This is a genomic window from Photorhabdus sp. P32, assembly GCF_038085095.1.
GTDB lineage: Bacteria > Pseudomonadota > Gammaproteobacteria > Enterobacterales > Enterobacteriaceae > Photorhabdus > Photorhabdus luminescens.
This window is the reverse complement of sequence record NZ_JAZGJN010000221.1, coordinates 1-26,158: the sequence shown is the minus strand read 5'-3', so window position 1 is coordinate 26,158 and position 26,158 is coordinate 1. Positions and strand designations below refer to the sequence as shown.

At 41.9% G+C, this 26,158-nt stretch carries 18 protein-coding genes; all 18 read right to left on the bottom strand.

The window, feature by feature from the left end; genetic code table 11:
• Nucleotides 1-47: 47 nt before the first annotated feature.
• The gene (locus tag V2H77_RS05430) at nt 48-4,004 is read right to left on the bottom strand and encodes a putative adhesin (RefSeq protein WP_341498002.1); all 3,957 of its coding nucleotides are present in this window, start codon (nt 4,002-4,004) and stop codon (nt 48-50) included.
• 229 nt (nt 4,005-4,233) lie between these two features.
• Nucleotides 4,234-5,220, bottom strand: coding sequence for a hypothetical protein (locus tag V2H77_RS05425; RefSeq protein ID WP_341498001.1), 987 nt, complete (start codon nt 5,218-5,220; stop codon nt 4,234-4,236).
• A gap of 170 nt (nt 5,221-5,390) precedes the next feature.
• Complete coding sequence (locus V2H77_RS05420) at nt 5,391-6,293, bottom strand: DUF4255 domain-containing protein (RefSeq protein ID WP_341498000.1); 903 nt, start codon at nt 6,291-6,293, stop codon at nt 5,391-5,393.
• A gap of 24 nt (nt 6,294-6,317) precedes the next feature.
• Nucleotides 6,318-8,384, bottom strand: a complete 2,067-nt coding sequence (locus tag V2H77_RS05415) for an ATP-binding protein (RefSeq protein WP_341497999.1) — start codon at nt 8,382-8,384, stop codon at nt 6,318-6,320.
• A 9-nt stretch (nt 8,385-8,393) separates the two neighbouring features.
• The gene (locus V2H77_RS05410; RefSeq protein WP_341497998.1) at nt 8,394-10,223 is read right to left on the bottom strand and encodes a contractile injection system tape measure protein; all 1,830 of its coding nucleotides are present in this window, start codon (nt 10,221-10,223) and stop codon (nt 8,394-8,396) included.
• Nucleotides 10,224-10,279: 56 nt separating this feature from the next.
• A complete protein-coding gene (locus V2H77_RS05405) occupies nt 10,280-11,827 on the bottom strand; it encodes a tail fiber protein (RefSeq protein WP_341498003.1) in 1,548 nt (515 codons plus the stop codon).
• A 168-nt stretch (nt 11,828-11,995) separates the two neighbouring features.
• Nucleotides 11,996-15,343 carry a hypothetical protein gene (locus V2H77_RS05400; RefSeq protein ID WP_341497997.1) on the bottom strand — a complete coding sequence of 1,116 codons (3,348 nt, stop codon included), beginning with the start codon at nt 15,341-15,343 and terminating at the stop codon, nt 11,996-11,998.
• Nucleotides 15,340-18,039 (bottom strand): hypothetical protein, encoded by a 2,700-nt coding sequence (locus tag V2H77_RS05395; RefSeq protein ID WP_341497996.1) that lies wholly within the window; start codon nt 18,037-18,039, stop codon nt 15,340-15,342. Before V2H77_RS05395 ends, V2H77_RS05400 begins: the two co-directional genes overlap by 4 nt.
• Before the next feature lie 82 nt (nt 18,040-18,121).
• Nucleotides 18,122-18,538, bottom strand: coding sequence for a hypothetical protein (locus tag V2H77_RS05390; protein WP_341497995.1), 417 nt, complete (start codon nt 18,536-18,538; stop codon nt 18,122-18,124).
• Nucleotides 18,535-19,011, bottom strand: coding sequence for a GPW/gp25 family protein (locus tag V2H77_RS05385; protein WP_341497994.1), 477 nt, complete (start codon nt 19,009-19,011; stop codon nt 18,535-18,537). The genes V2H77_RS05390 and V2H77_RS05385 overlap by 4 nt, the downstream gene beginning before the upstream one ends.
• Before the next feature lie 12 nt (nt 19,012-19,023).
• Nucleotides 19,024-20,625, bottom strand: a complete 1,602-nt coding sequence (locus tag V2H77_RS05380) for a phage baseplate assembly protein V (protein ID WP_341497993.1) — start codon at nt 20,623-20,625, stop codon at nt 19,024-19,026.
• Entirely contained in the window at nt 20,622-21,305 is a 684-nt protein-coding gene (locus V2H77_RS05375) for a CIS tube protein (protein ID WP_341497992.1), read from the bottom strand. Before V2H77_RS05375 ends, V2H77_RS05380 begins: the two co-directional genes overlap by 4 nt.
• The gene (locus tag V2H77_RS05370) at nt 21,292-21,471 is read right to left on the bottom strand and encodes a DUF5908 family protein (RefSeq protein WP_341497991.1); all 180 of its coding nucleotides are present in this window, start codon (nt 21,469-21,471) and stop codon (nt 21,292-21,294) included. Before V2H77_RS05370 ends, V2H77_RS05375 begins: the two co-directional genes overlap by 14 nt.
• Nucleotides 21,468-21,926, bottom strand: a complete 459-nt coding sequence (locus V2H77_RS05365) for a phage tail protein (RefSeq protein ID WP_088372201.1) — start codon at nt 21,924-21,926, stop codon at nt 21,468-21,470. Before V2H77_RS05365 ends, V2H77_RS05370 begins: the two co-directional genes overlap by 4 nt.
• Nucleotides 21,927-21,939: 13 nt before the next feature.
• The gene (locus V2H77_RS05360; RefSeq protein WP_341497990.1) at nt 21,940-23,145 is read right to left on the bottom strand and encodes a phage tail sheath family protein; all 1,206 of its coding nucleotides are present in this window, start codon (nt 23,143-23,145) and stop codon (nt 21,940-21,942) included.
• 48 nt (nt 23,146-23,193) lie between these two features.
• A complete protein-coding gene (locus V2H77_RS05355) occupies nt 23,194-24,567 on the bottom strand; it encodes a phage tail sheath family protein (protein ID WP_341497989.1) in 1,374 nt (457 codons plus the stop codon).
• 11 nt (nt 24,568-24,578) lie between these two features.
• A complete protein-coding gene (locus tag V2H77_RS05350; protein ID WP_341497988.1) occupies nt 24,579-25,664 on the bottom strand; it encodes a phage tail sheath family protein in 1,086 nt (361 codons plus the stop codon).
• A 54-nt stretch (nt 25,665-25,718) separates the two neighbouring features.
• A partial coding sequence (locus V2H77_RS05345; protein ID WP_341497987.1) for a phage tail protein occupies nt 25,719-26,158 on the bottom strand: 440 nt, incomplete at its 5' end.

The following is a 26,158-nucleotide window of genomic DNA, read 5'->3' as shown; positions in this document are numbered from 1 at the left end:
TCGCTCCTTTGCCGTCGCGATGCATCTTGAAATCCATAGGGTATATATTATTTAACATCTGTAATACTAAATTTCACTTTGATGTAATAACTATTTTTACTTCCACTCTTTATATATAAATTATTAACATCGAAAATACTTGTTTCAAGTTTCCCATTTTCTACTCTTCCAGCTTTAAAATCTTGGGAGTTGCTATTAATGATATTTGCCAGATAGGCGCCCATCATGCTTAAATTTTGAATCTTTATTGCCAATGAGCGGAAACCTTCTGAGTCATTAATCTCTAAAATGACATTACCATCTGATTTTTCTCCTCCTTTGAAATATAAATATTGTCCTATTGCTATTTCACTAAAATCAAGCAAATTACTGCTGTATAGATTGAAATCGGATAGAGAATGATTATCTAGCACTGTTTGCTCCTGCATTAATTCAGGACTATCTTCTTCTTTCCCCGGTAAGAAGATATCATAATCTTCTCTTTTTAAAGAGTCATCGAAAGTAATAATTTTATCATCTATTGTCACCACGCCAATCACATATTCGCTATAACTTAACGTGTTATGACTATTTGTGAATAACATCGATGTCAAAAGATATTTTATATCTCGCGGTTCGTTAAGATATTCATAGCTAGTCATCGCGGTAGTATCTCGTTTGGTTCTGCTTGAACTTGCCGCTTTAGATTGTGGCAGCGTTTTTAATTGTTTATTTTCCCAATACTGTTCATGTTCATTTCTATAGCCGCGAGTTACGGCATAAGAGCGAGTTGTTGTTCTGGGTTTGCCATTATCCCAAATTTCTCTACACGCTAATACATGAATATTGTCATAATTTTTCTCCTTAATGAATTCAATAAGATCTTTAATACTGACTTTTTTATCAATAGGAACATTTGGGCTAATGCTGAGTAAGTCAACCGCCGGTGTTCCATCATTTGCCCTTATTATGGTTTTTCTGTTCTCTATTAATGCCGAAACGTACTCTTTTTCTTTATCCTTTTCATACCATGAAAATTGATATTCTGCGACTTTAGGCACCGAGCTATTTTTTAATTTTGAAGCGCTAATACCGGTTGCATCTTCTGCCCTTAAATGGGTATGTTTTTCTATAACATTACCAATATTCTTTAACTGTTCAAGTTTCTTTTCAGTAAATAACGATTTTAATAAGTCATAATCTTTATATCTGTTAGGGAATGCCGACCAGAATTTTTCATAATTTCCACCAATAACGGAATGAGGATTTAACTTATTAAACTCATTAACAAATCGTTCAATAAGTGGATCATCTAACCGGTATTCATCTGGCGCCCAAAATATAAGATTTTTATTTTTAGGAAATATAATGGGTCTGGCTGAATTTTCACGGCCGCCATGAGCGGAAAAAATGGCAGTTTTACTGGTAGCAGGAGTGCCATTTTTATTCCAAGCCGTATAGATATTGAATTTAGAGTTAGATTCATCAATTCCTACCATATAATCTGAATCACTGTTATCCAATATTTTAAATTTACCCACTTCTCCTTTATCCCTTGGTAGATAAAATGCATCCTGCCGAGTATCTGCTGTTGGCGATTTAAAAAATGTTTTAGGTTTACTGGCATTTTCAGTCAGAATATTTTCTGATGAACGGGTTAACGCTTGAAATTTTCTATATTTATTAATATATGCCAGCGCATAAGCTGCTCTGGCTGTTCTGCCATTTCCATCGCCAAATGGATGAATTTCAATTAACGTTGAATAGATTAGGAAAGGATCAACACCATTAACGCTTTTTGTTCTGGTTAGATAATAAGGAAGAATCGTTTGAGATGATTCCAGATGTGGAAATATTTGATCGCCAAAACCACGATAATGTCTTAAATTAGCGCCCGGTTTTAAGCGATATAGCTCATCGTGCAATTGCGTTAATACATTAAAATCACTGATATCTTTGTCAATATATTTGGATAGCACACTTGTGACATGTTGTGCATCATTAGCATTTGATGTACTTTTACTGACAATCCAATTTGCTGCTTTATTTAAATCACTGCTGCCTGAAATATCTTCAACATGAATAATTTTTTCCAGTTGATCTGAAAATGTGAGTTTCTCATCAAGGAGATTTGATATGTCATTAATTCGTTTTCGGTCATTTTTTAAAGCATAGCTTCTTATTGTCACTTCATCTTCGAGTTTCCTGAAGGGTATTTTATTGATTGGATTTCCTTCATAATCTAATATGATTGAATCCTTTATCATTTTGTTGAGTTTTTCCCATCCAACTACTTCGGCCAACTCTTTGGCTTCTTGAGTTTTCATTAGGTGTGATTGTAAAACTTTTATCTTTTTCTCGGTACTAAATCTTGACCAATATTTCCGATCAAGAAATGATTTATACCTGTTTCGAATATTTTCTAGTTTCCACGGGTTAGTACCCGAGCCAGGAATTTTTTTGACACTCTCTCTGGCTAATTGAGCATTTAATCCATAATTAACATTTATTTTTTTAATATTAAATTTATCAGTAATATATCCACCGCCATTTTCAATTAACTTTGCGCCGTTGGTAATTTTTCTACCGATTGCTCGATTACTGAAAATGACATGAAAAGTCGATGAAACCGTAAAATTAACCCAAGCTTCTTGTTGTAATGCGCTGCTCTCCTCATAAGTATTCGCTATTGCTGATTGAATGAGTGGTATGACGGTATTGGCCGTGATGGTAACTAAATAACCTTTAATTGGGCTGACAGGGAGGATCATTGAGACCGCATCAAGAATTTGTCTGAGTATATTAAGATAATAATCAGCCATAATTTCACTTTCCGTATAGCTTATCTCATCCATATGTTCTATATATTTATCAAGAAATTCATCTACGGTGGTCCCGGTAGAGCCAGGTAGTTGATTGATGCCTTCATTGATATAATATTTCACATCTTCATTATTTCTAAATCTATTGATATATTTCTCATAATCACCGGTAACATCCTGCAATTTAATTAAAACATTTTCAACATCGCTGTTTAATAAGAATTGTATGTTTTTACCGCTATATTCAATTTTATTGAACTCTTTGTGATGAATATTTCTAATAAAATCATAAACGGTGAAGTATTTCGTTATCGGTTTGGGTTGATTTTTACATACATCAAAATGCCTATTAGCTTTAGGCTTGCATTTATCAAGTATTCTCTTTGAAATAATAACAGTAATTTGTTGATCTAAACTAACGCGATTACCCGCAATCTCTTTAACTCTGGATTCAATATATTGATAAGGTGACTCTATTTTCGATACAGTGTCTTCTGCTGTTGCTAATCGCTGAAGTTTTGCAATAACATTTTGACTAAATTCATCGACTTTATTACCGACATTATTATTAAGCAGTTCTTGCTGCATTTCAGGTGTGATTCCCTCAGGGAAAATAATTTTTTGTTTAATTTCATCGGGTATATTGCCTTTCAATAATCCTAGAATCGAAACTTCAACAATACTATCTTCAATTGTAAGTGGGGTTTCTATATCAATATTAGAGCTAAGATTATGTTCCTGACGCCACCCTTCAAAATAATCAATCAGAATTATATTATTAAACTCTTCATTAGCAAAATTGGATTCATGGTAATGATTTAATTCTGCGGGATATTTAGTCTTTAAATATTGTAGCGAAGTATAGCCGTAAAAATCATAATTATAGGGAATATGATGGGACATTACGGCGAGAGAATCAGTATCAGGTTCAAATTGCCTATTTTTATCAAAATAGATCATTGCTTGATATTTATTTTCTAACTCAGATGCTGAATAAGTCTGTTTATGAATATCCGTATGATGAAAGGCCCTGAAATACCGTGCATAAGGCTCCTGTTCTACTCTTAAGCCTTGATAATTAAAATTATTAGAGTGGTATATTTCATACGCTTTGGTAAAATCTTGTTCAGAGAAAATCGCGATAGCAATATCAGAATGGTAACCGCTATAAAATGGTTCACTGATTTGATAATTAAATTGCATTTTATTAGTGCCTCTTCTGTTTGTTATAGTAGGGTATATACCCAATGGATTTCAAGATGCATCGCGACGGCAAGGGAGTGAATCCCCGGGAGCATAGCGAACTATGTGACCGGGGTGAGTGAGTGCAGCCAACAAAGAGGCAACTTGAAAGATAACGGGTATAGATTATTTTCCAATTAAATGGATTGATGTGGGGCTATTTTATTTTTGTTTGGGCTTTCTAATGTAATTAGCTATTGTTATTCTCTGAGGAAAGTTTTACTGTTTGTTTGTTAATGCTGTTAATCATATTTTCTATTTTATTTCTCGTCCTTGCCAGTTTATCTAAAGTTAATTTCTCTCCCTTTATTTTAGAAGAAAACCCAGAAAGACTCATTTTATCATCGCCATAGTTTTTACGCATAAATGCGGCGGCATCAGAGTGGCTTTCATTGAGAACTTCACGAATACTGTTGGTGAAGTCTAATATATGTCTGGCTTTATCATCACTTAATCCGGCTAATGCTTTATGGTGCGATATAGCCAGTTCAGCAAGTTTATAGGCGGGAATTTTGGCCGGGGATATTTTGCTGACAATTTGTGACGTTATTAAACCACCGGCAGTAACTTTTAGATTGTCTTTATTACCGATTTTTTTCTTTATCGCTTTTGAGATGGGGTTTTTATCGTAATTATTGATATCAAATATCATGTTTCTGGTTTTAGGATAAGGGTGTGCGATTTCCAGCTTTTTATTTAATTTTTCAATCGCTGTATCATTAAGATAATTTAATCCTGTTCCGGCTAAGGCGCCAATACCTGCGCCAGCGATAGTGCCGATACCCGGCGCTATGGCGCTTCCTATGGCGCCGCCAATCGCGCCGCCCGCTATACTGCCTCCTGTATTTAATAGCGCTTGCAATGCGGTTGTTCCCACATTTTTAGCCGTATTACTGTTAGCGGATTCAGGGGAGTCCATTGCTCTTAAGGTCCAGTCTAATTGTTTTAAGTGACCTTTAACCACAACCATCCATTTGTAATATTCGGAAATGTTTTCTTTCCAAAACGCATAATCCTGAGTTTGATTTAAGCTAACAGAACTCGTCCCCATCATAGTGTCTAAATCCAACCCCATGCCTAATGAGGTATCGTCTATATCATCCTCAATAGAGTGACTTGGCTGTGTTGGTCTATTTTTAAGATAATGACTATTTTCACCGTGTTTATTTATTGGCATATTATCACCTGTTTACTTTTTTTGGTAAGAAAGATATTAGTATAATATCAGTATTAATGATGGTATCTTTATTCTTTGGCTTTGTGCCATTTCTTTACTCTCACATTTCCTGGGATTTTGATCTCGAGAAATGCATTTTTAAATCCATAGGATATATATAAATAATGGTTTTAAATCCCAATCAATTTATCAGAATCTTCTTTTAAGATAATAATACCTGTGCCATTTATATTAACAATAGCATTCTGACTATTTTTCCACTTTAAAATAATATCTTTTATTTTAGGTAAATAATCTGAATAAGTAATACCTGAAATATTGAGCAGCACACTTTTATTTTCTTGATTTTCATTATTATCTGTAGCGAATTCAGTGAGCAGGTAGACTTTAGCTAAGGCAAGGCGAATATCTTCTGTGCCGCCTAAATCGGCACACAATTTATCTGCCAGCGCTTGATTGATTTGCGAATTGTCCAGACTGGGTTTTTGAACTACCGAAGTTGAGATTTGGCTAATCGGGGTAATATTGTCCTTAATATCTTGCAGTTTCATGGGTACGGTAATGGAATACATTAAAGAAAGGCGAGGGCGATTACCCAGAGCCTGCCAGAAATTACCCAGGCTATTTAAGTTTTCCTGTTGTGGAATAACACGGGTATAAGCACCGGGAATGCCGGTTAATTGACGATTATTAATTAATGCATTTAAAACCCGAGTCATCACTTGCGCGGCTTGATTATTGGGTTGGCTGTCCGGGCTGGAGCTGTCGCTTGAGGGTTTATTAGCGTCCCAGTAAGTGATTAAATAGTTACAATTGATATTGACCCATCCCGGTAATAATGTACTGGTTGCCGGGTTATAACGTCTTGGTTCGGCAGAACGTAATTGTAGATCTTCGTGTATATCGTAAAGAAATACGCTTATTGTCGGTTCTGATTGGATTGAATTAATTTCAGGTAGATCAAAACGGATATCAATTTTATTGCCATTGGTATTTAGATACTGGGATAAAATAGTGTTTAATGCGTTATTCACTTCAATAATCGCATTGTCAGAAGCAATGATAGTGGTCATGTTTATTCCAATTTTATTTAATTTTTAAAAAACCAGTCGGCCAGTTTTATTTAATTCAAGTGTAACGGCGCGATTTATATGTTTATTTTCGATTTGTTCACAGTGATCATTTTTCGCTAACATTGATGCTAATAGCGCAATATTTCTGATATTAGCACCAGTTAAATCAGCTCGTTTAGCCAGATGGGTAAAATCAATGGTATCGGATAATTTAAGTTGTTCCGGCCAAATAGTCTGCCACATTTTTTTACGTAACATTTCGTCGGGATAAGCAAAACGGGTAATAAAGGTGAAGCGACGATTAAATGCGCTGTCTAGATGGCTACGATTATTGGTGGCTAAAATCACTAATCCCGGATAATTTTCCAGTCGTTGCAGTAGGTAAGAAACTTCAATATTAGCGTGTCTGTCTTGGGCGTCCTTGGTTTCGCTGCGTTTGCCAAATAAAGCATCCGCTTCATCGAAAAATAGTACCCCGGAATCGGCCTCGGCTAAATCGAAAATACGGGAGATATTTTTTTCCGTCTCGCCAATATATTTATTCACCACCGTAGAGAGATCGACTTTAATCAAATCAACGCCAAGATACCCGGCGATAACCTCTGCGGCCATTGTTTTGCCGGTTCCTGATTCTCCGTAAAATAACGCGCTAATACCGGTGCCATAACCGATTTTTTCCTGAAAGCCGGTAGCCAGAATTTGGTCACGGTAATGAATGGCGGCAATAATTTCTTTTAGTTGTTGCGTTAATGCATCGGAAATTACTAAATCATTAAAGTTGCGTTTTGGTGTTATTCGTTGCGCTAATTTGCCGAAGTTTTGTTGAGCGCGGAAACTTAATGCCTTACGCAGATCGACTTCTGCTAATTGACCTTCCGGTTGCCGTAATATTTGATATTGATTCGCTTCTTTAAGAATTAGCGGTAATGTTTCTGCGGTAAATGAAAAACGTTGACATAGCTGAATAATATTGATTTCCTGAACGATATTATCAGGTAAACTTGCTGCCAGCATGGTTGTTTTATCCGCAATAGTCAATGAGGGCATATTAATTTGTACCATTGGCAGATGTTTAACCCATATTAATGCATCTTGTGGTTCTGCCAGACAAATCACACGTAATTTTGGTTGGTTTAATAATGTAGATAATTCGTTGTGCCATATTCTCTTTTCATCTTTCAGTAAAGAAAAATTTCGAATTAATAAACAGGCATCATGTAATTTAATTTCCCGGATTGCATCTGTCAGCAAATTAGGGTTATTCTCCTCCGGTAGTTGAGCTAAGTCTAGCGTTAAGGTACTGATATCATGAGACGCCATAATATGACTTACCGCTAATTCTCTGGCGCTATCTGGTTTTCCTCTGAGTATTATCAGCGGGCGTATTTCATCGGTTTCATTGAGTAATATCTTTTCAAGTGAATGACAAAGAGTTTGTGGATACCAACGATGTGAGGCCGGAGAATGCCAATAAGCACAAGTTGTTAGCGGCGGTAAAATAACCCGTTGTCCTGATAAAAAATGCCAGATAGCGCTATGAGTTAGAAATTGGGTTTGTAACCAAATAGACTCTTGGTGATTATTGAGACGTAATAATTGGTTATTGATTAACGGTGTTTGTGGTAAGAAGCTATTTTGCAGTAATTGCCGATCACTTTGGCATTGGCTGAATAGCTCAATAGCTAAAGCAAAACTGGGCCACTGTTTTTTACTGTTGCCGTGCAGAGCGGCAAATAATGCATGATAACGGCTATCGAAATGGGGCAATAAACCTAATAATAAAACATCACGCTCAAATTCAGTGAGTTCAAAACGTTCGACCAATAGTGATAATGCATTGGAGGTTTCTTCGATTTCAGAGAAATTAATAACATCATCCTGTTTGATTATCCAATGAGGAATACTCTGTGGCTTTGCCAGATGTTGCTCTAATTCATCTTCGGTAAGTAGGAAACTATCCGGTAAATAATCGTATTTTTCTCTGTTTTGGTAATAGTAATGTTGTAACCGCAGATCAATACGTTCCAGATGGGGATAAATCCAGCGTAATTCTGTTACCATGTGGTGGTTATTTTTAAGTAAAGAGTTCATATAAACCTGTTAAATGTTTCGCCAGTCGATTAATAAAGGGTGATCCAGCCAGGGAAGTTTGGCGATATTTAATGGCCACGGCCAATCGGCCAGTAATGCATCAAAGGGTTGTTGCTGGATGGTGATGTTGATTTCTTGATCATTGATCAGCAATTCACCCGGCCGTTGTAAAAACAGTTGTCGGACATCATTGCAGTTTAATTTTCTCCAGCCGGGAAGTTGAGTAATAACAGTATCCAGCCATTGTGCGGTTATTAATTGTTTTTCTGGTTCAAGAGAGGTTGATTCACTATTTTCATCAGCCGTTAATCCACACAGCACGTTATTGAGTCTCTTACGTTCGGCTGGTGTTTCTTCGGTTCCCCAAATGAGAGCATCAAGGAAATTAACGGCGCTGAATTGGGCTTGACGATGGATAAACTTTTGCTTCTCAAGGAAACCAAGTTGATTAAACAGTGCTGGCAGCATCGGCCATAGCGTTAATATTCCCGCATTGCTGACTTGATATGGAATAGTTTGCTCTGGTAATAAAATCGGTTGAGAAGTTATGGTTGATTTTTTACTGGATTCACTTTTATTTTCATGGTCTGGCATAAAGTGTTCCGATAGATATTGGTATTCTGCAACTGATAGGTGTTGTTTACAGAGTTGTGAGACAGGCGCTAATTGCCATAATGAGGTTAACCAAGCCGTATCTGCACGGTTATATAAGGCAACATGTTGAAATAGAGCGAGGATAGTGTGTGTTTTAATGTTTCCTTTTTGAATAGAGGTGGCGATTGATGAAAGCTGATGCTGATTTAATTGTGGTAAATCTTGCCGATGTCTTGTAACTAATGCCTGTAATATCTCAGTGAATATTGAATCAATGGAAATCGTTTGCTGTAAAGAGGGTTCGTTGAAAAATGGATTTTTATGGCTAAAGTAATCTGCCAGATTTTTATATTCTGGTGCTGAAAGATATTTTTTGCATAGTTTTGCAATGGGTGCTATTTGCCAAAGTTGTTTCAGCCAACTATTTAATCGGCTATTTTTAGTCACAGCTTGGCGGAATAGTGTAATGACAAGATCGGCATTAAGTATGCCGTTATTAATTTCAGTTGTAATACGTGAAATGATTTTTGCATTGGATTTAGGTATGTCCTGAATATTATGCCGTTGTAGATATTCCAGTGCATTGAGTATCAATTGCCCGGAGGAGACAAGCTCCTCCTGAGATTGTGGTTTATTTACTCTTGCGGATAATCTGCGGTTGATGGAATTGAATAAAGCAGGTTGTTTGATAGCCGAAAGTCGTTGTATACCGTGTTCAGATAGACAGCTTTTTGCCAATAGCAATATCCATTGGCTTTCTATCTGTGCTAATTGATGAATAAGTTTATTAATATTAATCTCTTTATTATTGGTTATTGCCTCCAGTGTATTTAGTTGGGGATTTTGTTGATATAACGAGTGAATAAAATTTTCTGCATTAGTTAAATTATTATCACCAGACAAAGATGGATTATTGATAAACTGACTGGATATGGATTTATCCAGTAGAATCTTTTCTTGATGATCGTTTATCTGATATTGGCTGAATGCTTTATTTAACTCCATCTTGAGGCGAGCAGGAAACAATGAATTAAAATCATGAAAATCTATTTCACCAAGATTGAGGGTTAATGTTTCTAAAGAGATATCTTGATGAATGTTATATTTATCAAAGTATGAGTTGAGTAATTTATTTATATTGGCTTGATTAAGCAGGGAGCCATGCAATACTTTTTTAGCTACCTGTTGATCATTAGCCTCAATCGTAATGGTAATCCGATTTAACAGATTTGGCTCCGAATTCATGCTAATCTTCTCTCTACTATTAATGGATGATTTAGATTTTAAGTTTTTTATGAATGTTAAAGTTTCATAATGAAAGCAAGAATATAATAAGGAGTTGTTATTTTATTATTGTGAGAGTGGCTACCTGTATTTCTCAAATCAATATCGTGTGTGTGTTTCTCTGGACTATTGCTATTCATAGTTCCTGTGGAACCGACAATTCCGCTTGAATGATAAACATATCGTACTGAAGTATTTTGTGCTGTTGGTACACCCCACTTATTTGTTGAGATTTTACTACTTCCATAATTATTAGACTTATCTGTGTCCATAATTACGCCGCTAAGGTGCTGATGGTTAGGTATTTGAGCAATAGATAATGAGCTGCCATTTGTTTTACCATTGATATTTAATGTGGCCGTATCAGATTTAAAACTAAATGATTTGTTATTTTTATCGCCAGAAACTGTATTATTACTCTTTCCATTAATATCGGAGAGTTTGCCTCCTAAAATAAACCGATCGATTAAATTTGGTGTACCACTATTACCATCACACAGTGCCCATCCTGTAGGAACACTACTACCAGAGAACATCACAATCATTCCTCTGGGGAGTATTTTGCTGGAATCAATACTGACACCGTTATTATCCACTTTTATGCCATTACCAGCTTTTACTGAAACACCATTACTATCGACATTAATACCATTACTAGCTTTAACATCTAATCCTTCACCGCCTGCTTTTACTCCCCAACCAATTCCTACCGATATTCCTGTAGATTCGACTTTAATAGTGGCATTTTTTGCTTTTACGGAGACGCCGTTACTATCAACATTAATACCATTATTGGATTTGACTGAAACACCATTGCTATTAACGTTGATACCATTATTGGCTTTAACTGAAACACCGTCGTTATTAACGTTGATGCCATTATTGGCTTTAACTGAAACACCATTGCTGTTAACGTTGATGCCATTATTGGCTTTAACTGAAACACCATTACTATCAACATTAATACCATTACTGGCCTTAACATCTAACCCATCACCTATTTTTATTCCCCAACCAAGATTGACAGATATTCCTGTAGATTCGACGTTAATTGTTTTATCTTTGGCTTTTACAGCGACGCCATTAGTATCAACATTGATGCCATTATTGGCTTTGACTGCAACACCGCTACCATTAACGGTGATACCGTTGGCAGCTTTGACAGCGACATTATTACTATTGACAGCAATGCCATTGCCTTGACCAACACATATTCCATTGGTTTTATTAACCAGACCGCTGCCAAGGTCTACGGATAAAATATCTTTTTCAAGTATTAAGGGCGAAAAATCTTGGCTGGCAAGCGTGCCCATTCTTAAATTAAGCGTACCGTCATCAGCTAATTGCAAACCTTTTCCCGGTCCATTTTGTTGTGGCGCCTGACCACAGGCTCGGCGACCAATATCAGCAATATTAATCAGGTCGGCATAATCGGTTTGTAATGGAATACTGCCCTCTTTAAAACGGTTTTTCAAATCACCGACTGAAGGCCCGGTTGATTGGATATTAGCACTTTCTAGATTAATTTCTGCATTATATAGATATAGATTGTATTTCTTTGCCATTTTTATCACCTTATATTGTGTGCGCTATTATATTGAGATATACCCGTCATCTTTCAAGTTGCCTCTTTGTTGGCTGCACTCACTCACCCCGGTCACATAGTTATCTATGCTCCCGGGGATTCGCTCCCTTGCCGTCGCGATGCATCTTGAAATCTATTGGGTATATTGTTAAGGTTTGTTTCCATCATAAGTAAAATTAAAGCCAAATTTTGTCCGGGTTTCTCCTTTAAGGTCATTAGGGTCAGATATATAATTCAGCGATAAAATAAGCGGCTCTTCGGTGTAAAATAATGCGCCAGAAAGATCTTGGTTATCGCCTAATACAAATCCGTAATAGAATGACCAGCTATTTCCTGCCGGTGGATCGTATAAATTCATTGCTTTCCATGCTAAATTAAGCCCGACTTTCTTTCTTCCTTTGATATGTAATGTTTCATCGGTAATAACACCATTTTTGTTTTTCTTCACTTTGATAGTGTAATCAGTCCATGCATTATCTGATTCCAGTACAGCATATTCAGGTCCTGTTTGACTGTTATCGGTTAAAAATACCAGCTTGCCTTTATTATCTACCGGTTGATATAGAAACTCTGAAACAGTGGTTTCTTTATTATTTTCTTTATTAAGGTCAATATTTACCCATACTACCTGCTTAGTATAAGGAACATATAATAATTGATCGCTTTTTATGACTTCTTCGTTCCATTTATCCCCAGACTCGCCAATCACGTCAATACGTTGCTGTTCAGTGGCAATCCGCATACTACCAATACCGGTTGCATTAGAAGGCAGGCGCCCCAAGGTTAAGGTTTCTAAAATATGGTATGCTTCGTCTCCTAACGGTGCGTCATTGTTTTGCCAGCGTTTATAGGTATTGGCAAAATCTTCAAAATGTTCCGGTGATAACCAGTGAATAATCATCGAAATGTGCGCGGGAAATTCCGCGAGTATCTCTGCTTTCACCCAAGCTTCCAGTTTATAAGGGTCAACTCTGTTACTTGCAATTAATTGGTGATCCACTACCACGCTAACCACAAATGAGAAGCGATCAGCCAAGGCGTATTTTTCGCTGGAGAAGTACCAGCGATAACGCCAGGCTTCGGTCTCTGGCGGAAAGTCTTTATTTGGTGAATCTTGGTTGCATTTAATTAATATCTTGCCTTGAATGCGATCAAATTTAATGACGCGGGCTTTGAGTTCATATTCGGATAGCGGTTCAGTACGCGCTAATATTTTTTGCGATGGTTTAGATGGGGTAATGACATATTTCAGCGTGATTTCGTCATTGACTTCGATCATTGCAGGAAAAGGGCTTTGGGCGCTGGAGGTGATCCAACGTTCATCTTCGGTCGCGTTTTTATACGTCTCATTGGCATAAACCAATTGATAATCCATATCTTCCAGCCACACCGGGCTATTTTGCCAACGCAACTTACCATCATCAAATGCCTGTTGCACCCGGTGCAGGTTGTGCTCCAAACCCGTGCTGTTGCGCGAGCTAAGGGAGAAGGTATCTCCTGTCACCTCGGTGATCATCTGGCCCCGCAATATAAATTCTCTATCATCTTCAATGATAATCAGATTAATTACTTGGCCTTGTAATAAGCGGCCTGCGGTACCTTGTTGGGTGATTTTTAACTGGTCATCTTCAATCGCCAGAGAATCGGGCTTTTGCTCGGTATTGAATTGGGTATCGGGTTTTTCCGGTAATAACTGGCGATGTTCAATTAAATAGAAAGGCAGATTAGCCAGATCAGGCGTATCGCTGAAACATTCTCCGCCCAAACCCAATCGGGCAGCAATCCGTTTTTGCAATGCGGACACTTTATCAATCCGAATATTATTACGTTGATAGGTCAATTCGGGTTGTTGAGCCAGATAACCGCGTTGAGTGTCCAGAAAATCCTGAAAATCAAGGGTGAGTGGTCTGGCGGCAAGTTGAGCGCCAAAATAGCCCAACAGATGATCCAGAATTGTCACTTCCTTTATATAGTTTGCGCTCTGAATTTTGTCATCAATATAGATTTGTGAATCACGGTTTAGCTTTGCGGTTAAGTCAGGAATGATCTGTTGATGAACATTGTTACCGATGGTATCGGCTTTAAAAGGCCATTGCACGCCATGTACCGTTTCCCCTCGTTGTTTAAAGGCCAGTAATTTCGGTAACAGGGCCAGTTCGGCACAGCCGTTAGCCAATATTTGCTCAAACGGCAGCATAAATTGGTGTAACTGCACTTGCTGTGGAGTCGGTTTGCCGGTCTGCAATCCGTAGCAAGCCGGTAATTTATTACTCACCGGATAGTAATTCAGGATTTTACGATGTTTACCCCAATGCAGTAATTCCGGCTGCGTATCAATCAGCGGTGCTGCAATTATTTTTTCTTCCACCTGTTGTTTGGAAACGCCAATTTTAACGCCCCCTTTGGCGGTAATAATGAGCGGACTGTTTGCTGAGGTAATTAATGTTAAGGGGTCGTTCCCCCATAGTCTGGGGTAATATCCTTGGGCGATTTTCCAGGACCAATTATCATCTGACAGCGGCGTAATGGTATTATCGTGATTAGCTAATGCCAGCCGGGTAATACTCTGTATTCCGGGAATAGCCAGTAGCCGATTAACCAAATGACTGAGATTTAATACCGTAGCGCCGGTGTAATCTTTGACTTGAGGTAATGTCGGCATCCAACCGTGACGTAAATAAGGGCCGGAAAATATCTCTTCATGGTGGTAACCCTGATCTTTCATGGCCTGAGTGGTATAACGTTCGGGTTTTGCCAGCACCATCTGTTCCGCCGTCATATAAACTTGGGCGAAAATATCAGGAATATCGATAACGTTATCTTTAAGTTCAATTTCAATCTGCAAGGGGAGATCAGTGGGTTGCAGCCAGATAATGCGACTGACGTATTCCCCCAGATTGCGGTTATTTTTTAGGAAAGCGTTAAGCTTTTCTTGAGCCAGTTTATTATCGGCTTGCGTTTCCCGGCTTGGGAGTAAATAAAGCCAGTAATTTCCTCTTAGTGCTAATTCGCCGTCCGCGCCTAAATCATTAAAGGTATATTCACGTTTCTGTTTGTTATACCAATATTTATAGCGTTGATTTTCAGGTTCACGAATTAATTGGACATCATTAAAGAAAAAATAACCTTCATTGGTGTCATTAATCGCGTCACTGCTGTGCAGGTCTAACAAAGCCCGGCGATAATCTTCTGCGGTGATGGGGCCACAGGTCAGCGTTTGTTGTGGGCCAAACTCTTGGGGGAAAATACCGTCGCCGGGTAGCTGTTCCTCCGGTCTTGGCGTCAGCAGATCTCTCAGTGGCAATGCGTGGCGATAGGCCAGATCGGAGGCGCCGTAACAACAGGCTTCCAATAAGGTGATGCCGGGATCATTTTCATTGGTATTGCTCCAGCATTGGCCGGATTGTTGCTCAATCACCGTTTTGGCCTGAGTGAGTAAGGCATCGAAGGTAATATCGTCTTTGACGATGGGAAACAGGGCATCCTGATGACTCATTGGTTAACTCCTTGGTTTGAGAGGTGTTTCTCTGGCCAGACTAAAATCAGCACTTCATTGTCGGCCGCCTCGATACTTTCACCTACGGCGCCTGTGACTCGGTTAGCGATGGTGATGCTTAAGTTGGTGACGCGTGCTACCAAAGGAGATTGTTGGATCGTGGCTAATAACTGGTAGTAGTCAATGCGATTACCGGTTGTCACGCCGATAGCCGGATTTTCGCCCCACGGCATATATTTGCGGCTTAATTCCTGTTGTAGCTGATGATGGCCGTAGTCGGGGTTTACGCTTGTGATAAAGGTCACTTGATAATTCACATTAACGTCAACGTAGGTGGGATTGTTAATTTCAATGGTTGCCCAAGGGCTGCTGAGTTGTTTGATCCATTCGACCATTTCTGCCAACCGAGCGGAGTTTAACGTTGGACGCAATCCATCATCGTTATCTTTGTAGCGGCTGTCAGGGATCACAATCAGTTGTTGTGTTTTCGGCGCCGGAATTTTGGTTAATTCACTGGCAGAAGGGTATTTGACATCAAACAGGCTGATAAATTGCTCTTTTAATAAAGTGACAATGTTGCCCCAACTCAGTACTCGATTGCGGTGAGATAAGCGGGCAGGAAGTCGCGTCAGGAAGGCTTGATCGGTTTCTGGCGGGCGACCGTTCCATGAAGCCCAAGGTTGGGTGACGTTGCTGATGGCAACAACCGTGTTGGCGGCTTGTTTAATGGTGTCTGCGGCTAATCCATTGATAAAGTGATCCTGCTCAACGGTTTCTGCGTTGATTAACGTCGCCGTGGTGGCGTTATACAGTAGACCCTTAATGCGTGGGTAATCTTGGGGATCGGTTTGATGAATTATCTCTGCTTTCAGCCAATAGCGTCCCGCAGGCATCATAGCGGCTTGATTGGCCGCATCCTGTGGCAATAAGACGCGCCAGATACCCCGGTCAAACAGGTTATGGGTTTGGTCGTCAACTAACTTATCTAATTTGTTCCAGCTATTGCTTTCGCTGAGATAAAACCAGGATAAAGTGAGCGCTTTAATGCTTTCTAATTGCCAGTATAAGGATAAAGTTTGTCCCGGTGATACCCCCGTAAAGCCTAAATAAAATGCTTCATGGGTTAATGCGGGCGTTTCTGCTGTTGCTTCGCACCGGCCAAAAGGCGTTAGGGGATAGACGGAAAATTGTCCGGTTTTAGCTTTAGCGCTGAATTGAATCTGCAATGCACTGATTTGCGGCGTATAAGGGACATTTTTGTCCGTGGGATTTTGCCAATATTGAGTGTGCATAAAATCCTGCTTATCCAATTCTATGCGTATTGATGCCGGCCAGTCATTGGGAGATGGACTATCTGCAACAGGGTAGTGCATTGTCGGCAAGGTGAATTTTAGGCTTTGTCCTTGTGGCGCTTCTTTTCCATTGAATAATGACTGCGCTTCATTAAGTTTTTCTCTCTTTTGGGGCGTGATTAAGTAACCCTGTACTTTAAAGGCACTATTGTCGGGTTTAGTTTCATATCCTCCATACCATTTTGAAAAGTTTTGTTGCGGCAATCCCACCCATTGAGGGGTAATCGTCACGGTTGCGCTTTCAGTGCCATACCATTCTGGGGCAATTAGATTAAAACCAGATCCTAACGATGGTGATTGACCAAATGGAAAGCTGGAGGTGTCCGTTTGTTCAATACCGCCATCAGAGGCGTAGAGCACACTGCGGTTGCCATTAGCACTGATTTCGATCCCGGTAATCTTGGGTAGAATAGGGCCTTGAGCGGCGCCTAGCTTTAATACCGGTATATCAAACGTCATATTATCCAGAGCATCAGGAGGCGTGATTGGCGCATCACTGGCGGATAATCCGAGTTCAAGCGTCGTTTTGTTGACAAGTTTTACCGATAAGGAAAGCCAGCGATTTTCTGCACTGATATTAGCCGTGATGTGCTCAGATTTACCGGTCCATTCGCTGGCTAATGTCGCTTTAATTGTGCGTTCTCCTGCCGACATGGCAAATAAAGGCGAAGTGATCAGGTAACCGGATAAAACCGGAGTGTCATTGGGCGTTGGACTAAAAAGTCGAATACCGTTTTCGGGCCATGCAATATTATCCGCAAGATTGAATGGGATTGCCGATAACCAACCATTATCTTTTTTCCGATACCAACGTAAGTCGGTTAATTCCCCTTGGTTCGCTAATAAATCTGTGTCTGACGCATATTGTAGCGGGGTGCCAGCGTTATCTTGCCCGGCATCAAACAGCGTACCCTGAGCTATCAGTGATTCTGTGCTGTCAGTATTAAGCGTAATTCCTATCGCCACTTTATCCGCTTGCGCTTGTTTGGGTTTGAGTCCCAATAATTCCCGGTAATAAAGATTACGGTGCCGGGCCGGAAAGGTATTTAATAATCGATTAGTTGTTTCTAATAACTTTAAAAAAGCCAAAACAAAAGCTTGATGGGCCGGTAACAGGCCATTCGCTTTATTCACGTTTTGGTAAATATCGGCTAATTGTTGAGGATTATTTGCTTGAATAAAGTAGAAACTATCCCAGAACTGTTTTTTCTCTTGATCGAAAGGGATTTCTTCAGCATAAGCTTTAAGCCAATTTAAAATATCTAGCGTGCTTCTTTCATCAAGTTTAAATTCAGTATCCGGCACAATAGCAGAGAGTTTATTTTCTAACTCGGCCTGTCCCATATTTTTGCCACCTGTTATTGAATATATTCCTGATAGATTGTCAGGAGATCGTTGTTATTTAAAATAGAGTTGAAGAGATTATTTATCCGGCGGTGACGGCATATTGACTGGCAATAAACCGGCCTTTACCCATACTCGGCGCTGTCACATCTGGGCCGCTCGATGGATTATTGGCTGGCTGTGTCGGGGTAAAACGGGCGATAAATTGTTGCCCGACAACAATCACTGTGGCAGGGCTGCGGCAAAAGTTTGCCTGTTGGCTGGCATCCAATTGAGCAATGGTGACCATCCCCATGCCGGGAACTGGGTGGCTTGGGGTAATGTATTGCGCTTGCAGTTGCACCTTTTTTTCATCGCCTACCATGACGATCTTTTTGCCCTGGATTTTGGCGTGTCCGCTGCCCCGGATGGTTGCTGGTCCCAGGATGGTGACTTGTCGGTTGCCAAATAACGGCTCGAACAGCAAAGTGTCGCCGTCAACCACCAGTTGTTTGCTCATAGGCTCACCTGTACCCGACCTTCATTAATCTCAAGGGCGCCTTCAATCTGTTGGCCGATTTCGCTGCCTCTCAGGGTGTAAGTGACCTGAATATGCAGGGTATTGGGTACGTCGGTTCTCTGGTTTACTTGGATCTCGCTGATATCGGCGCGGGGTTCATAACGTAATACCCGTTCTTCAATCCGAGTTTGAATTTCGGCCATCATTTCGTCACGGATATTAGCAAACAGATAATCACTCAGGCCGCAACCATAATTCTCACGCATAATCCGTTCGCCGGGTTCGGTGAGAAAAAGAATTTTCATATTTTGGCGAACATTTTCGGCCCCTTCCGCCATTGTGACGCCGGTGGCTATTTCTGGATTTGCATTATCTTTGATAGAAAATTGCGGCGGAAAGGCCCAACCCCGACCATAAATATCGGCTAATACTGTGTTGGTTAATATTGTGTTGGTTAATACGGTGTTTGTCATCTCATTACCTTATTATTGGGTTAAATTAATTTTCGCACCTTTAATATCCACCCCGGATTTCCCGGAAGCAGACAGAGATTTTTCCGCCTCTATTTTAATTTCCTGAGCATGGGTAATAAGATTCTTAGCGGAATTAAGTGTGATATCTTTATCCTGTTGCAGAGATAAGGTATGTTTTCCGCTATTTAATGCGAGCGTTTTATCTTTATTATTAAATAATAATGCCTGCTGGTTCTCTCCTTGTTTAATCACTAAGGTTTTCACCGGATTTTTTTCACTCGGTTCTAACGGCGCTTTGTTTTTAGGGTTGTGCATGGAGCCTAATATCACTGGGAAGCGGGGATCACATTCAAAGAAGCCGATAATCACTTCATCCCCCGGTTCAGGGTAAAAGCAGAAACCGCTTTCATGGCTGGCGTAAGGTTTACCCAGACGGGCGAAAAGGGCGCCATTGGTTAAGTTTAAGGCTGGTATTTTGACCGGAATACGGCCTAATGATTGGCTATCTCGCTGATATTTTTCCACGATTCCCACATGCAGCTCTTTCGCCTGCGGTACAACTTGCTCTGTTTCCGGTAATAGCCCCAGAGTTAGCCGAGTACGCCAGCCTTGCCGTTGATTGATGGTTTGACTGACGCCGGTGATAATCGCCTGACCATCCATTCCTTGACCAAAACCATTTAACGCCAGCACATCGCCGGCTTGATAACGGTTATCGCCTTCGACCTCAAAATTGCCGGAGACATTATGACTTCGGCGGTTATTCAGGATGCCTTGAGCAAGCTGTTTGGCCTGTTCATTGTCCAGCGGATGGCTGAAAACCCATTGCCATTGTTGATTGGTCAATGATGTCAGGTTGTCTGTGGCGAGTTGATTACGACCCAGGCCGCTGCTTTTTGCCTGATTGGCTGGAGACAGTTTTTGTTGGGCGACATCCCAGGATTGTACACTTACTGTTTTGGGGCTGCGTTGGTTATCCCATTGCAGATTCGCCTCAAATAACACTGCATCCTGCTGGCGAGCTCGCTGGTGGAGGGTATGTACGGTTGACCGATTCAGTGATTCCGGGGTGACCAGCGTCACGCTATCGTTGCCGGGCAATAACCAAGTATGAGTCGCGAGCAGCCGGTTTTTTAGAAAAGCCCAGTCATTACAGCGAAACTGTACCATTTGCTCATGCACTGTTTTAAGCTGCGGGGCTTGTTTTATCGTGACAGGGATACTCGCTTGGCTAAACAACTTCTTGATAATCGCCTCATCACTCTGTTTGCTGAACAGTTGTGAGTGGCAGTTGTGAGTTAATTTTTGCAACGCATGTTTGGCGGTCAGCGTAATGATGCTGTCCTGACCTTTAAGTCCCAATGTTTGCCGGACGATGATCCCCTTAAACACCACGGTTTTTTCGATCTGCACAATCAGTTCATGACTAGGGCGGCAATTTGCCAGTTCAGCTTGCGTCTTGGCATCAAAGATATGACTGGCATCACCGGCGATCCCCAAAGTGATATTAGCCGAGGGAATGCCATTAATATGATGGTTAACTGTCAGACTGATAACCGTAAATTGATTGAGGGCTTTGCCGCCGATTTTGAGCGTTATCGTCGGTATCTTCATGCCTCCCCCTGTGCTTGCAGCGTTTGCCCCGGCGTGAAATCATCAAGATTATCTAAATCGTTTTGCCAGGCCAGCGAGAGATAATCGATACCACCTGCCAGAGAGGCGCCAGCACCGAGAGCGATCAAGGGCAGGGAGAGCATATCGGTTATATTCACTGCGGTAATTGGTGGTGATTTTAATTGCTGCTCGGTAGCTTGAATAACAAAGCTTTCATCTGCTACCAGAGATAGGGTAGCGCTGGCTCGCAACGGTGTGGCGTCTCGATCAAACAGGGTGTAATGAATGCTGAGACCACTGGCGCGACAGGCAAAATAGCCTTTGTTTTCCCAGCGCATTTTGCCCCATTTGATTTTAAGAAAGTGAGGGACGTTAGTGCTGGCATCCACGGCACATAAGGCTTTCAGCGTTGCCAGTTGGGTTTCTACCGGCGTGTTGTTGCCGGGCATGGCGGCGTCAAATAACAGGACTAATGACAGACCCGCCGGTTGGGATAACACATAGCGGCTGCTTTGGCTGGCGCTGTTAATGCTTTCATCCTGCTGATAACGGGTTTGATAATCGAGTTGGATGGCATCAGGGTTATACATCGCCTGTAAACTGCCTACGGAGATTTTCCCCTCGCGGTCTTTGAAAGCAGTGAGGGTGAGTTTGGATAGGCTACGTTCAATTAAGCTCATAATGACCTCCTGTTTCACGCAATGCGTCTAATACTTCTTGTTTCACCTTCTCAATCAGGCGAGCGTTATCCAGCGCTTCCTGCGCTAATGTTGGCGGCGCGACCGGATGATTCTCCGAATCGGTGACTTTGGCCTGAATAATCAGCTCCTTAATTTCAACAGTCATGCTTTCACTCCTAACCAGCGCATATCTTGATAACGTAATTCCAGCGCATTAACCAAAACCGTATTGCTATTGGCATCAAGATCGCCGGTGGACCAACGAACCGGCAGCGCGTTACTTAGCGTCCAGCTTGCCACGGGTAAGGTGTTTTCATTCAGTAGCATGATGACCACATCGGCATAAACCGCTTTCTCGCCGCGCAGGACGCGATCAAACACCCAAGTCAGCGGCGTGACGGTCATAACACCGCGTTCCAGTACCAAGCTGCCGTGTTGGATCTTCTCGGCTAGCCAAACATTTCTGGCATTTTCTCCACCCTGACTGTGTTGGCTTGTTTGCAGTTCGCGGCTGAGGCCCGATATCCGTTGGAAGGCTATGTCGAGTGGGCTAGGGATATTGTTAAACAAAAAACTGGCGATAAAACGGTGTGACACCGACGGGGTGTATAAATTGTTCATATTTTGCCCCTGTTTAATGGGTGATGCCGGTACGGGTATCAAATGTCAGACTCAGCTCAATAAATTCCGCCGGAATTAACAGCGCTAGCCTGATCTTCATGATCATTTTCCCGGCCCGCAGATCCGCTTCGCTCATTGATTCATCAACTCCCAGTAACACCTCAAAGGCTTGATCTTCCTGCGTACCGCGCAGTCCGCCGTTTAGCCATAACTGATGCAGCCAGTTGTAAGCCTGACCTTTAAACTTCATCCAGGTGATGGCGTTATTAGGTTCAAACACAAAGGCCCGGCCCAGTTGAGTCATATGGGCTTCGATATAAGAAACCAGACGGCGCGTCTGGATATAGCGCCAGGGGGAACCGGGGGTGTTATCCAGCGTGCGGCATCCCCAGATCCTTGTCCCTTTGCCGGGGAAGCTGCGAACCAGATTCAACGAGGTGCCATCCTGATTAAACAGGGCATCGGCTTCAATGTGAGAGCGTGTTGGGCTGATCACCTTGGCTAGCGCGACGTTGGCGGGGGCATGCCAGACAACCATTTGGTTATCGTTACGCTGGATGATGGCGGCGGCCGCCGCAGTCGGCGAAAGGACAACAGGCTGATTTTGTTCCTGATAGGCGCTGTTCACTCTTGGCCAATATACCGCCCCCCATTGCCGATTATTGGAAGAGAACTGCGTTAAACATTCAGCGGCCAATGCGGGATCGTCGGGGGCATCAAGCAATCCCATGATGCCGCGTCGGCACTGGCAAAGGTTAAGTATGGATTGCCAAAACTGTAGCCAGAATTGAACCTTATCGTGTTGATCGATTTCCGAGTCGGGATTGCTCATTTGATTCAGATAGACAATATCGGGGACCACAATCAGCGTGATAGCACTCTGTGCGGAGATCGCTTGTTTAATCCAATCTTGCTGTAGGGTGTTGGTCAGTGATTGAAAATCGTCTCGTGGTTCATCAGATCCTAGCGACAGCACATAGGCTTGCTGACCGCCGTTGTCAAAGAAATGACGCACGGAATAGTAGATTAATCCTGTTTTTTTAAACGACAGGGTAAAATCCGCCAGACTGTTGAGCTTGATGACGGTTTTATCATTGGCATGGCTATTTTCAGCAGGTTGGGTATAGCCGATAAAAACCGGTATACCGACAAATGCCTCATTTTGTTTCTGGGATATCAGATTCTCCGTGATGGTGACGCCCGGCTGTATTATTTCCATTCTCGTTTCCTCAATAGAACAGGCGCGGCGAACCGCGCCTCAGTACGGTTACTGTGTTACATTTTGCGAAAATTGCAGGATAATAAATTCAGCCGGACGCACCGCCGCCATCCCCACTTTGACGATCATTTTGCCTTGCTTAATATCGGCGTCGGACATCGTGAGACCTTGACCGATTTGCACAAAATAGGCTTCTTGTGGGCTATTACCGGCCAGCGCACCTTGTTGCCAGAGTTGGTGGAGATAGTTATCAATGGCTGACCGGACCCGTTCCCAAGTAGGTTGGCTATTGGGTTCAAAGACGGCAAACCGCATGGCCTGCTTGATATCCCGTTCTGCCGCATTAAATAAACGCCGAACCGGAATGTAGCGCCAGTTGTCATCATCTTGCAGGGTACGTGCGCCCCAGACGACAAAACCTTTGTTGCTGAAATAACGGATAGCATTGATCCCGTTTTGATTCATGGCGCCTTGCTCATCTTCGCTGAGCCGTTCCGCTATATCACTGATTCCGCTCAGCACCACGTTAGCGGGCGCTTTCCAGACGCCACGGCTGGCATCGGTGGCGCAATAGACTCCCGCCATAACTGCACTGACGGGAATCGTTCTGCTTATGTTCTGTATTGCCGCAACGGCTTGCTGATAGACATCAAGGTTTTTCTCTTTGAGTTGTACCAGATTTTTGATGGTGTCTGATGTTGTATCTGCATCCCGATAACCTGAAACAGCGACGAGGCTCTCTGCCGTTTGCATAAGCTGTGAGACTTTCACCGCAGGATAATATGTTGCGGTTTGTGAAGGCGCATTAACGCTGATGGCGGATGTTTTATCCTGATTGTCAGCGATAAGGAAATAGCCCTCATTCAATAATGCCGGTGTCAGGCTGTTATATATCTTGCTCTGGTAATCAGAATCTTGTTCAGGACAGACGATTAAGGTGATTTCTAACGCCTGCTTAATTAACTCAGGGATTAATGCCAGAGTAGCCTCTTGGGTATCGGTAATTGGCAGGATATAACAAGGTCCGCCGCCATTTTGGAAATAAAGTTTTAACGCATCGCTGCCCGTTGTGTAGGTATCGACCACTACTTGGTAACTGTAACCGGGAGTTTCTTCATCGGCACTGAGAGTCGCGGCCTTTGCATCGTCTTTGACGGAGGTATCGCCGTCGTCGGTTTTAGGTTTTTCAGGAGGAGTCGGAGCAGTTGATGTGATGGCAATTGACGTCACACAACCTAGATGAAATAAGTTAGTGAAATCCAACCAACTGCTAATGCGTGTCGCTTGTGGCGTTGTGCTAGTTTTTTTAGCTAAGAAACGGCCAATAAAAACCGGGATTGCCGTGTTCCCTTGACTGACGGAAAGCGCCAGTGATGCATCTTCTTCAATATAGACGCCAGGATAAGTTGGTGTTGTTGGCATGCTGTCTCCAATTATTGAGCAATGTTCTGCGTGAACTGCAAGATAATGAACTCGGCTGGACGAACTGCCGCCAGACCCACTTTGACAATCATTTTGCCCTGATTGATATCGTCATCGGTCATGGTGGCGCCTTTACCGATCTGCACGAAGTAAGCCTGTTCGGCTTTATTACCCATCAGTCCGCCTTGTTGCCAGAGGGCATAGAGATAGTTATCGATAGCGCGGTGGACGGTTTTCCAGGTTGGTTGGCTGTTGGGTTCAAACACCATAGATCTCATGGCATTTTTAATATTTTGCTCTGCACTGTTAAACAGGCGGCGAACCGGGATATAACGCCAGTTATCGCTATCCTCAAGTGTACGAGCTCCCCAGACCAGCGTGCCGCTCTTAGGAAAGGTACGGATCATATTCAGCGCTTTGCCTTGGTTATATTTCCCTTGCAGGTCGTCAGTCACTGGATATTTAGGTTGTAATCCGCCTTGAATAGCCACATTAGCGGGTGCTTGCCAGACGCCCCGATTGTTATCGACGCTGGCATAAATACCGGCCATTACTGCACTGGGTGGGATATCAATGATGGCTTTATTGTCTCCCCATTCGGCGGTCAGCCAAGGGTAATAAACGGCGCCATAGGCTGTGGCGGTATAAGATTTGAGCACATCATCGGGTTTTTGCTCCGAAGTGATTTGAGCGATTGGACCATCAAAAATAGCAAATAAGCCTTTGCCCGGTTTACAAAGTGCGTCTGCGGCAGTGGTGATCTCTTCTCCAGCAGCAACCAATAAGGTGACATCATCAAGTTTTGGCACTTGTTGTTCTAACGCTTCGGTTTTAACGAGATAACTATATCCGCCGCCGTTAATAAAATAAGCGCGCAGTGCGACATCAAGCTTATCGGTGGGAGTAAATTGTCCGCCTTTGAGCGACAGATAATCCAACCAGCTACTAATACGAATATAGGGATTATCATCGGATATTAATGGATTATCCTGTGCAACGGCAAAGACAGGCACTGCTGTTGCGCCGGCGCGGACAGAGAGGGCTGGTGAGGCATCCTCTTCAATATAGACGCCGGGATATTTTAATTCTGTTGGCATATTGCCTCCAATTATTGTGCGATATTCTGAGTAAAACAGCTTTATAAATGAGTCTTAAGCCGCTTGAATAGTTACCCGATCTGCGGTCAGGGAAATTTCCTGAACAGCGACTTCATTGCTGGCGGCATCAAAAGAAGGGGAGGTTAATGAGGTTGGAAAGGCATTTGCCACACTCCAGGTCATTAAAATTTCAGTGCCTGCTTCGTTGGTCAGGCTGATTGAAATATCTTTTTTCTCAACTTGATTCAGTTGGATGGAATTAAGCCAATCAAAAAGTTTGGTATCACCGGCGAATACCCCTTTGCGCAGGGTAATATTGATTGCCTGACGTTGACCGGGCATTTTGTAATAATTACCGGTACCGTCTTTATATTCTATGACATCGTGGGAAATATCGAGCCCGGAAACGCTATTAAAAGGGATCTGCTCATCACCGATTGAGACGACAAATCGATAAGTAGGGATCGGATATTCAACAGCGATTTGTTCTGGAG

Coding starts and splice junctions, on each gene's coding strand:
- V2H77_RS05395 (WP_341497996.1), bottom strand. CDS start 18,039: ATGGGACAGGCCGAGTTAGAAAATAAACTCTCTGCTATTGTGCCGGAT.
- V2H77_RS05360 (WP_341497990.1), bottom strand. CDS start 23,145: ATGGAAATAATACAGCCGGGCGTCACCATCACGGAGAATCTGATATCC.
- V2H77_RS05375 (WP_341497992.1), bottom strand. CDS start 21,305: ATGAGCTTAATTGAACGTAGCCTATCCAAACTCACCCTCACTGCTTTC.
- V2H77_RS05390 (WP_341497995.1), bottom strand. CDS start 18,538: ATGAGCAAACAACTGGTGGTTGACGGCGACACTTTGCTGTTCGAGCCG.
- V2H77_RS05420 (WP_341498000.1), bottom strand. CDS start 6,293: ATGACCACTATCATTGCTTCTGACAATGCGATTATTGAAGTGAATAAC.
- V2H77_RS05405 (WP_341498003.1), bottom strand. CDS start 11,827: ATGGCAAAGAAATACAATCTATATCTATATAATGCAGAAATTAATCTA.
- V2H77_RS05410 (WP_341497998.1), bottom strand. CDS start 10,223: ATGAATTCGGAGCCAAATCTGTTAAATCGGATTACCATTACGATTGAG.
- V2H77_RS05385 (WP_341497994.1), bottom strand. CDS start 19,011: ATGACAAACACCGTATTAACCAACACAATATTAACCAACACAGTATTA.
- V2H77_RS05370 (WP_341497991.1), bottom strand. CDS start 21,471: ATGACTGTTGAAATTAAGGAGCTGATTATTCAGGCCAAAGTCACCGAT.
- V2H77_RS05350 (WP_341497988.1), bottom strand. CDS start 25,664: ATGCCAACAGAATTAAAATATCCCGGCGTCTATATTGAAGAGGATGCC.
- V2H77_RS05415 (WP_341497999.1), bottom strand. CDS start 8,384: ATGAACTCTTTACTTAAAAATAACCACCACATGGTAACAGAATTACGC.
- V2H77_RS05400 (WP_341497997.1), bottom strand. CDS start 15,343: ATGAGTCATCAGGATGCCCTGTTTCCCATCGTCAAAGACGATATTACC.
- V2H77_RS05355 (WP_341497989.1), bottom strand. CDS start 24,567: ATGCCAACAACACCAACTTATCCTGGCGTCTATATTGAAGAAGATGCA.
- V2H77_RS05425 (WP_341498001.1), bottom strand. CDS start 5,220: ATGCCAATAAATAAACACGGTGAAAATAGTCATTATCTTAAAAATAGA.
- V2H77_RS05365 (WP_088372201.1), bottom strand. CDS start 21,926: ATGAACAATTTATACACCCCGTCGGTGTCACACCGTTTTATCGCCAGT.
- V2H77_RS05380 (WP_341497993.1), bottom strand. CDS start 20,625: ATGAAGATACCGACGATAACGCTCAAAATCGGCGGCAAAGCCCTCAAT.
- V2H77_RS05430 (WP_341498002.1), bottom strand. CDS start 4,004: ATGCAATTTAATTATCAAATCAGTGAACCATTTTATAGCGGTTACCAT.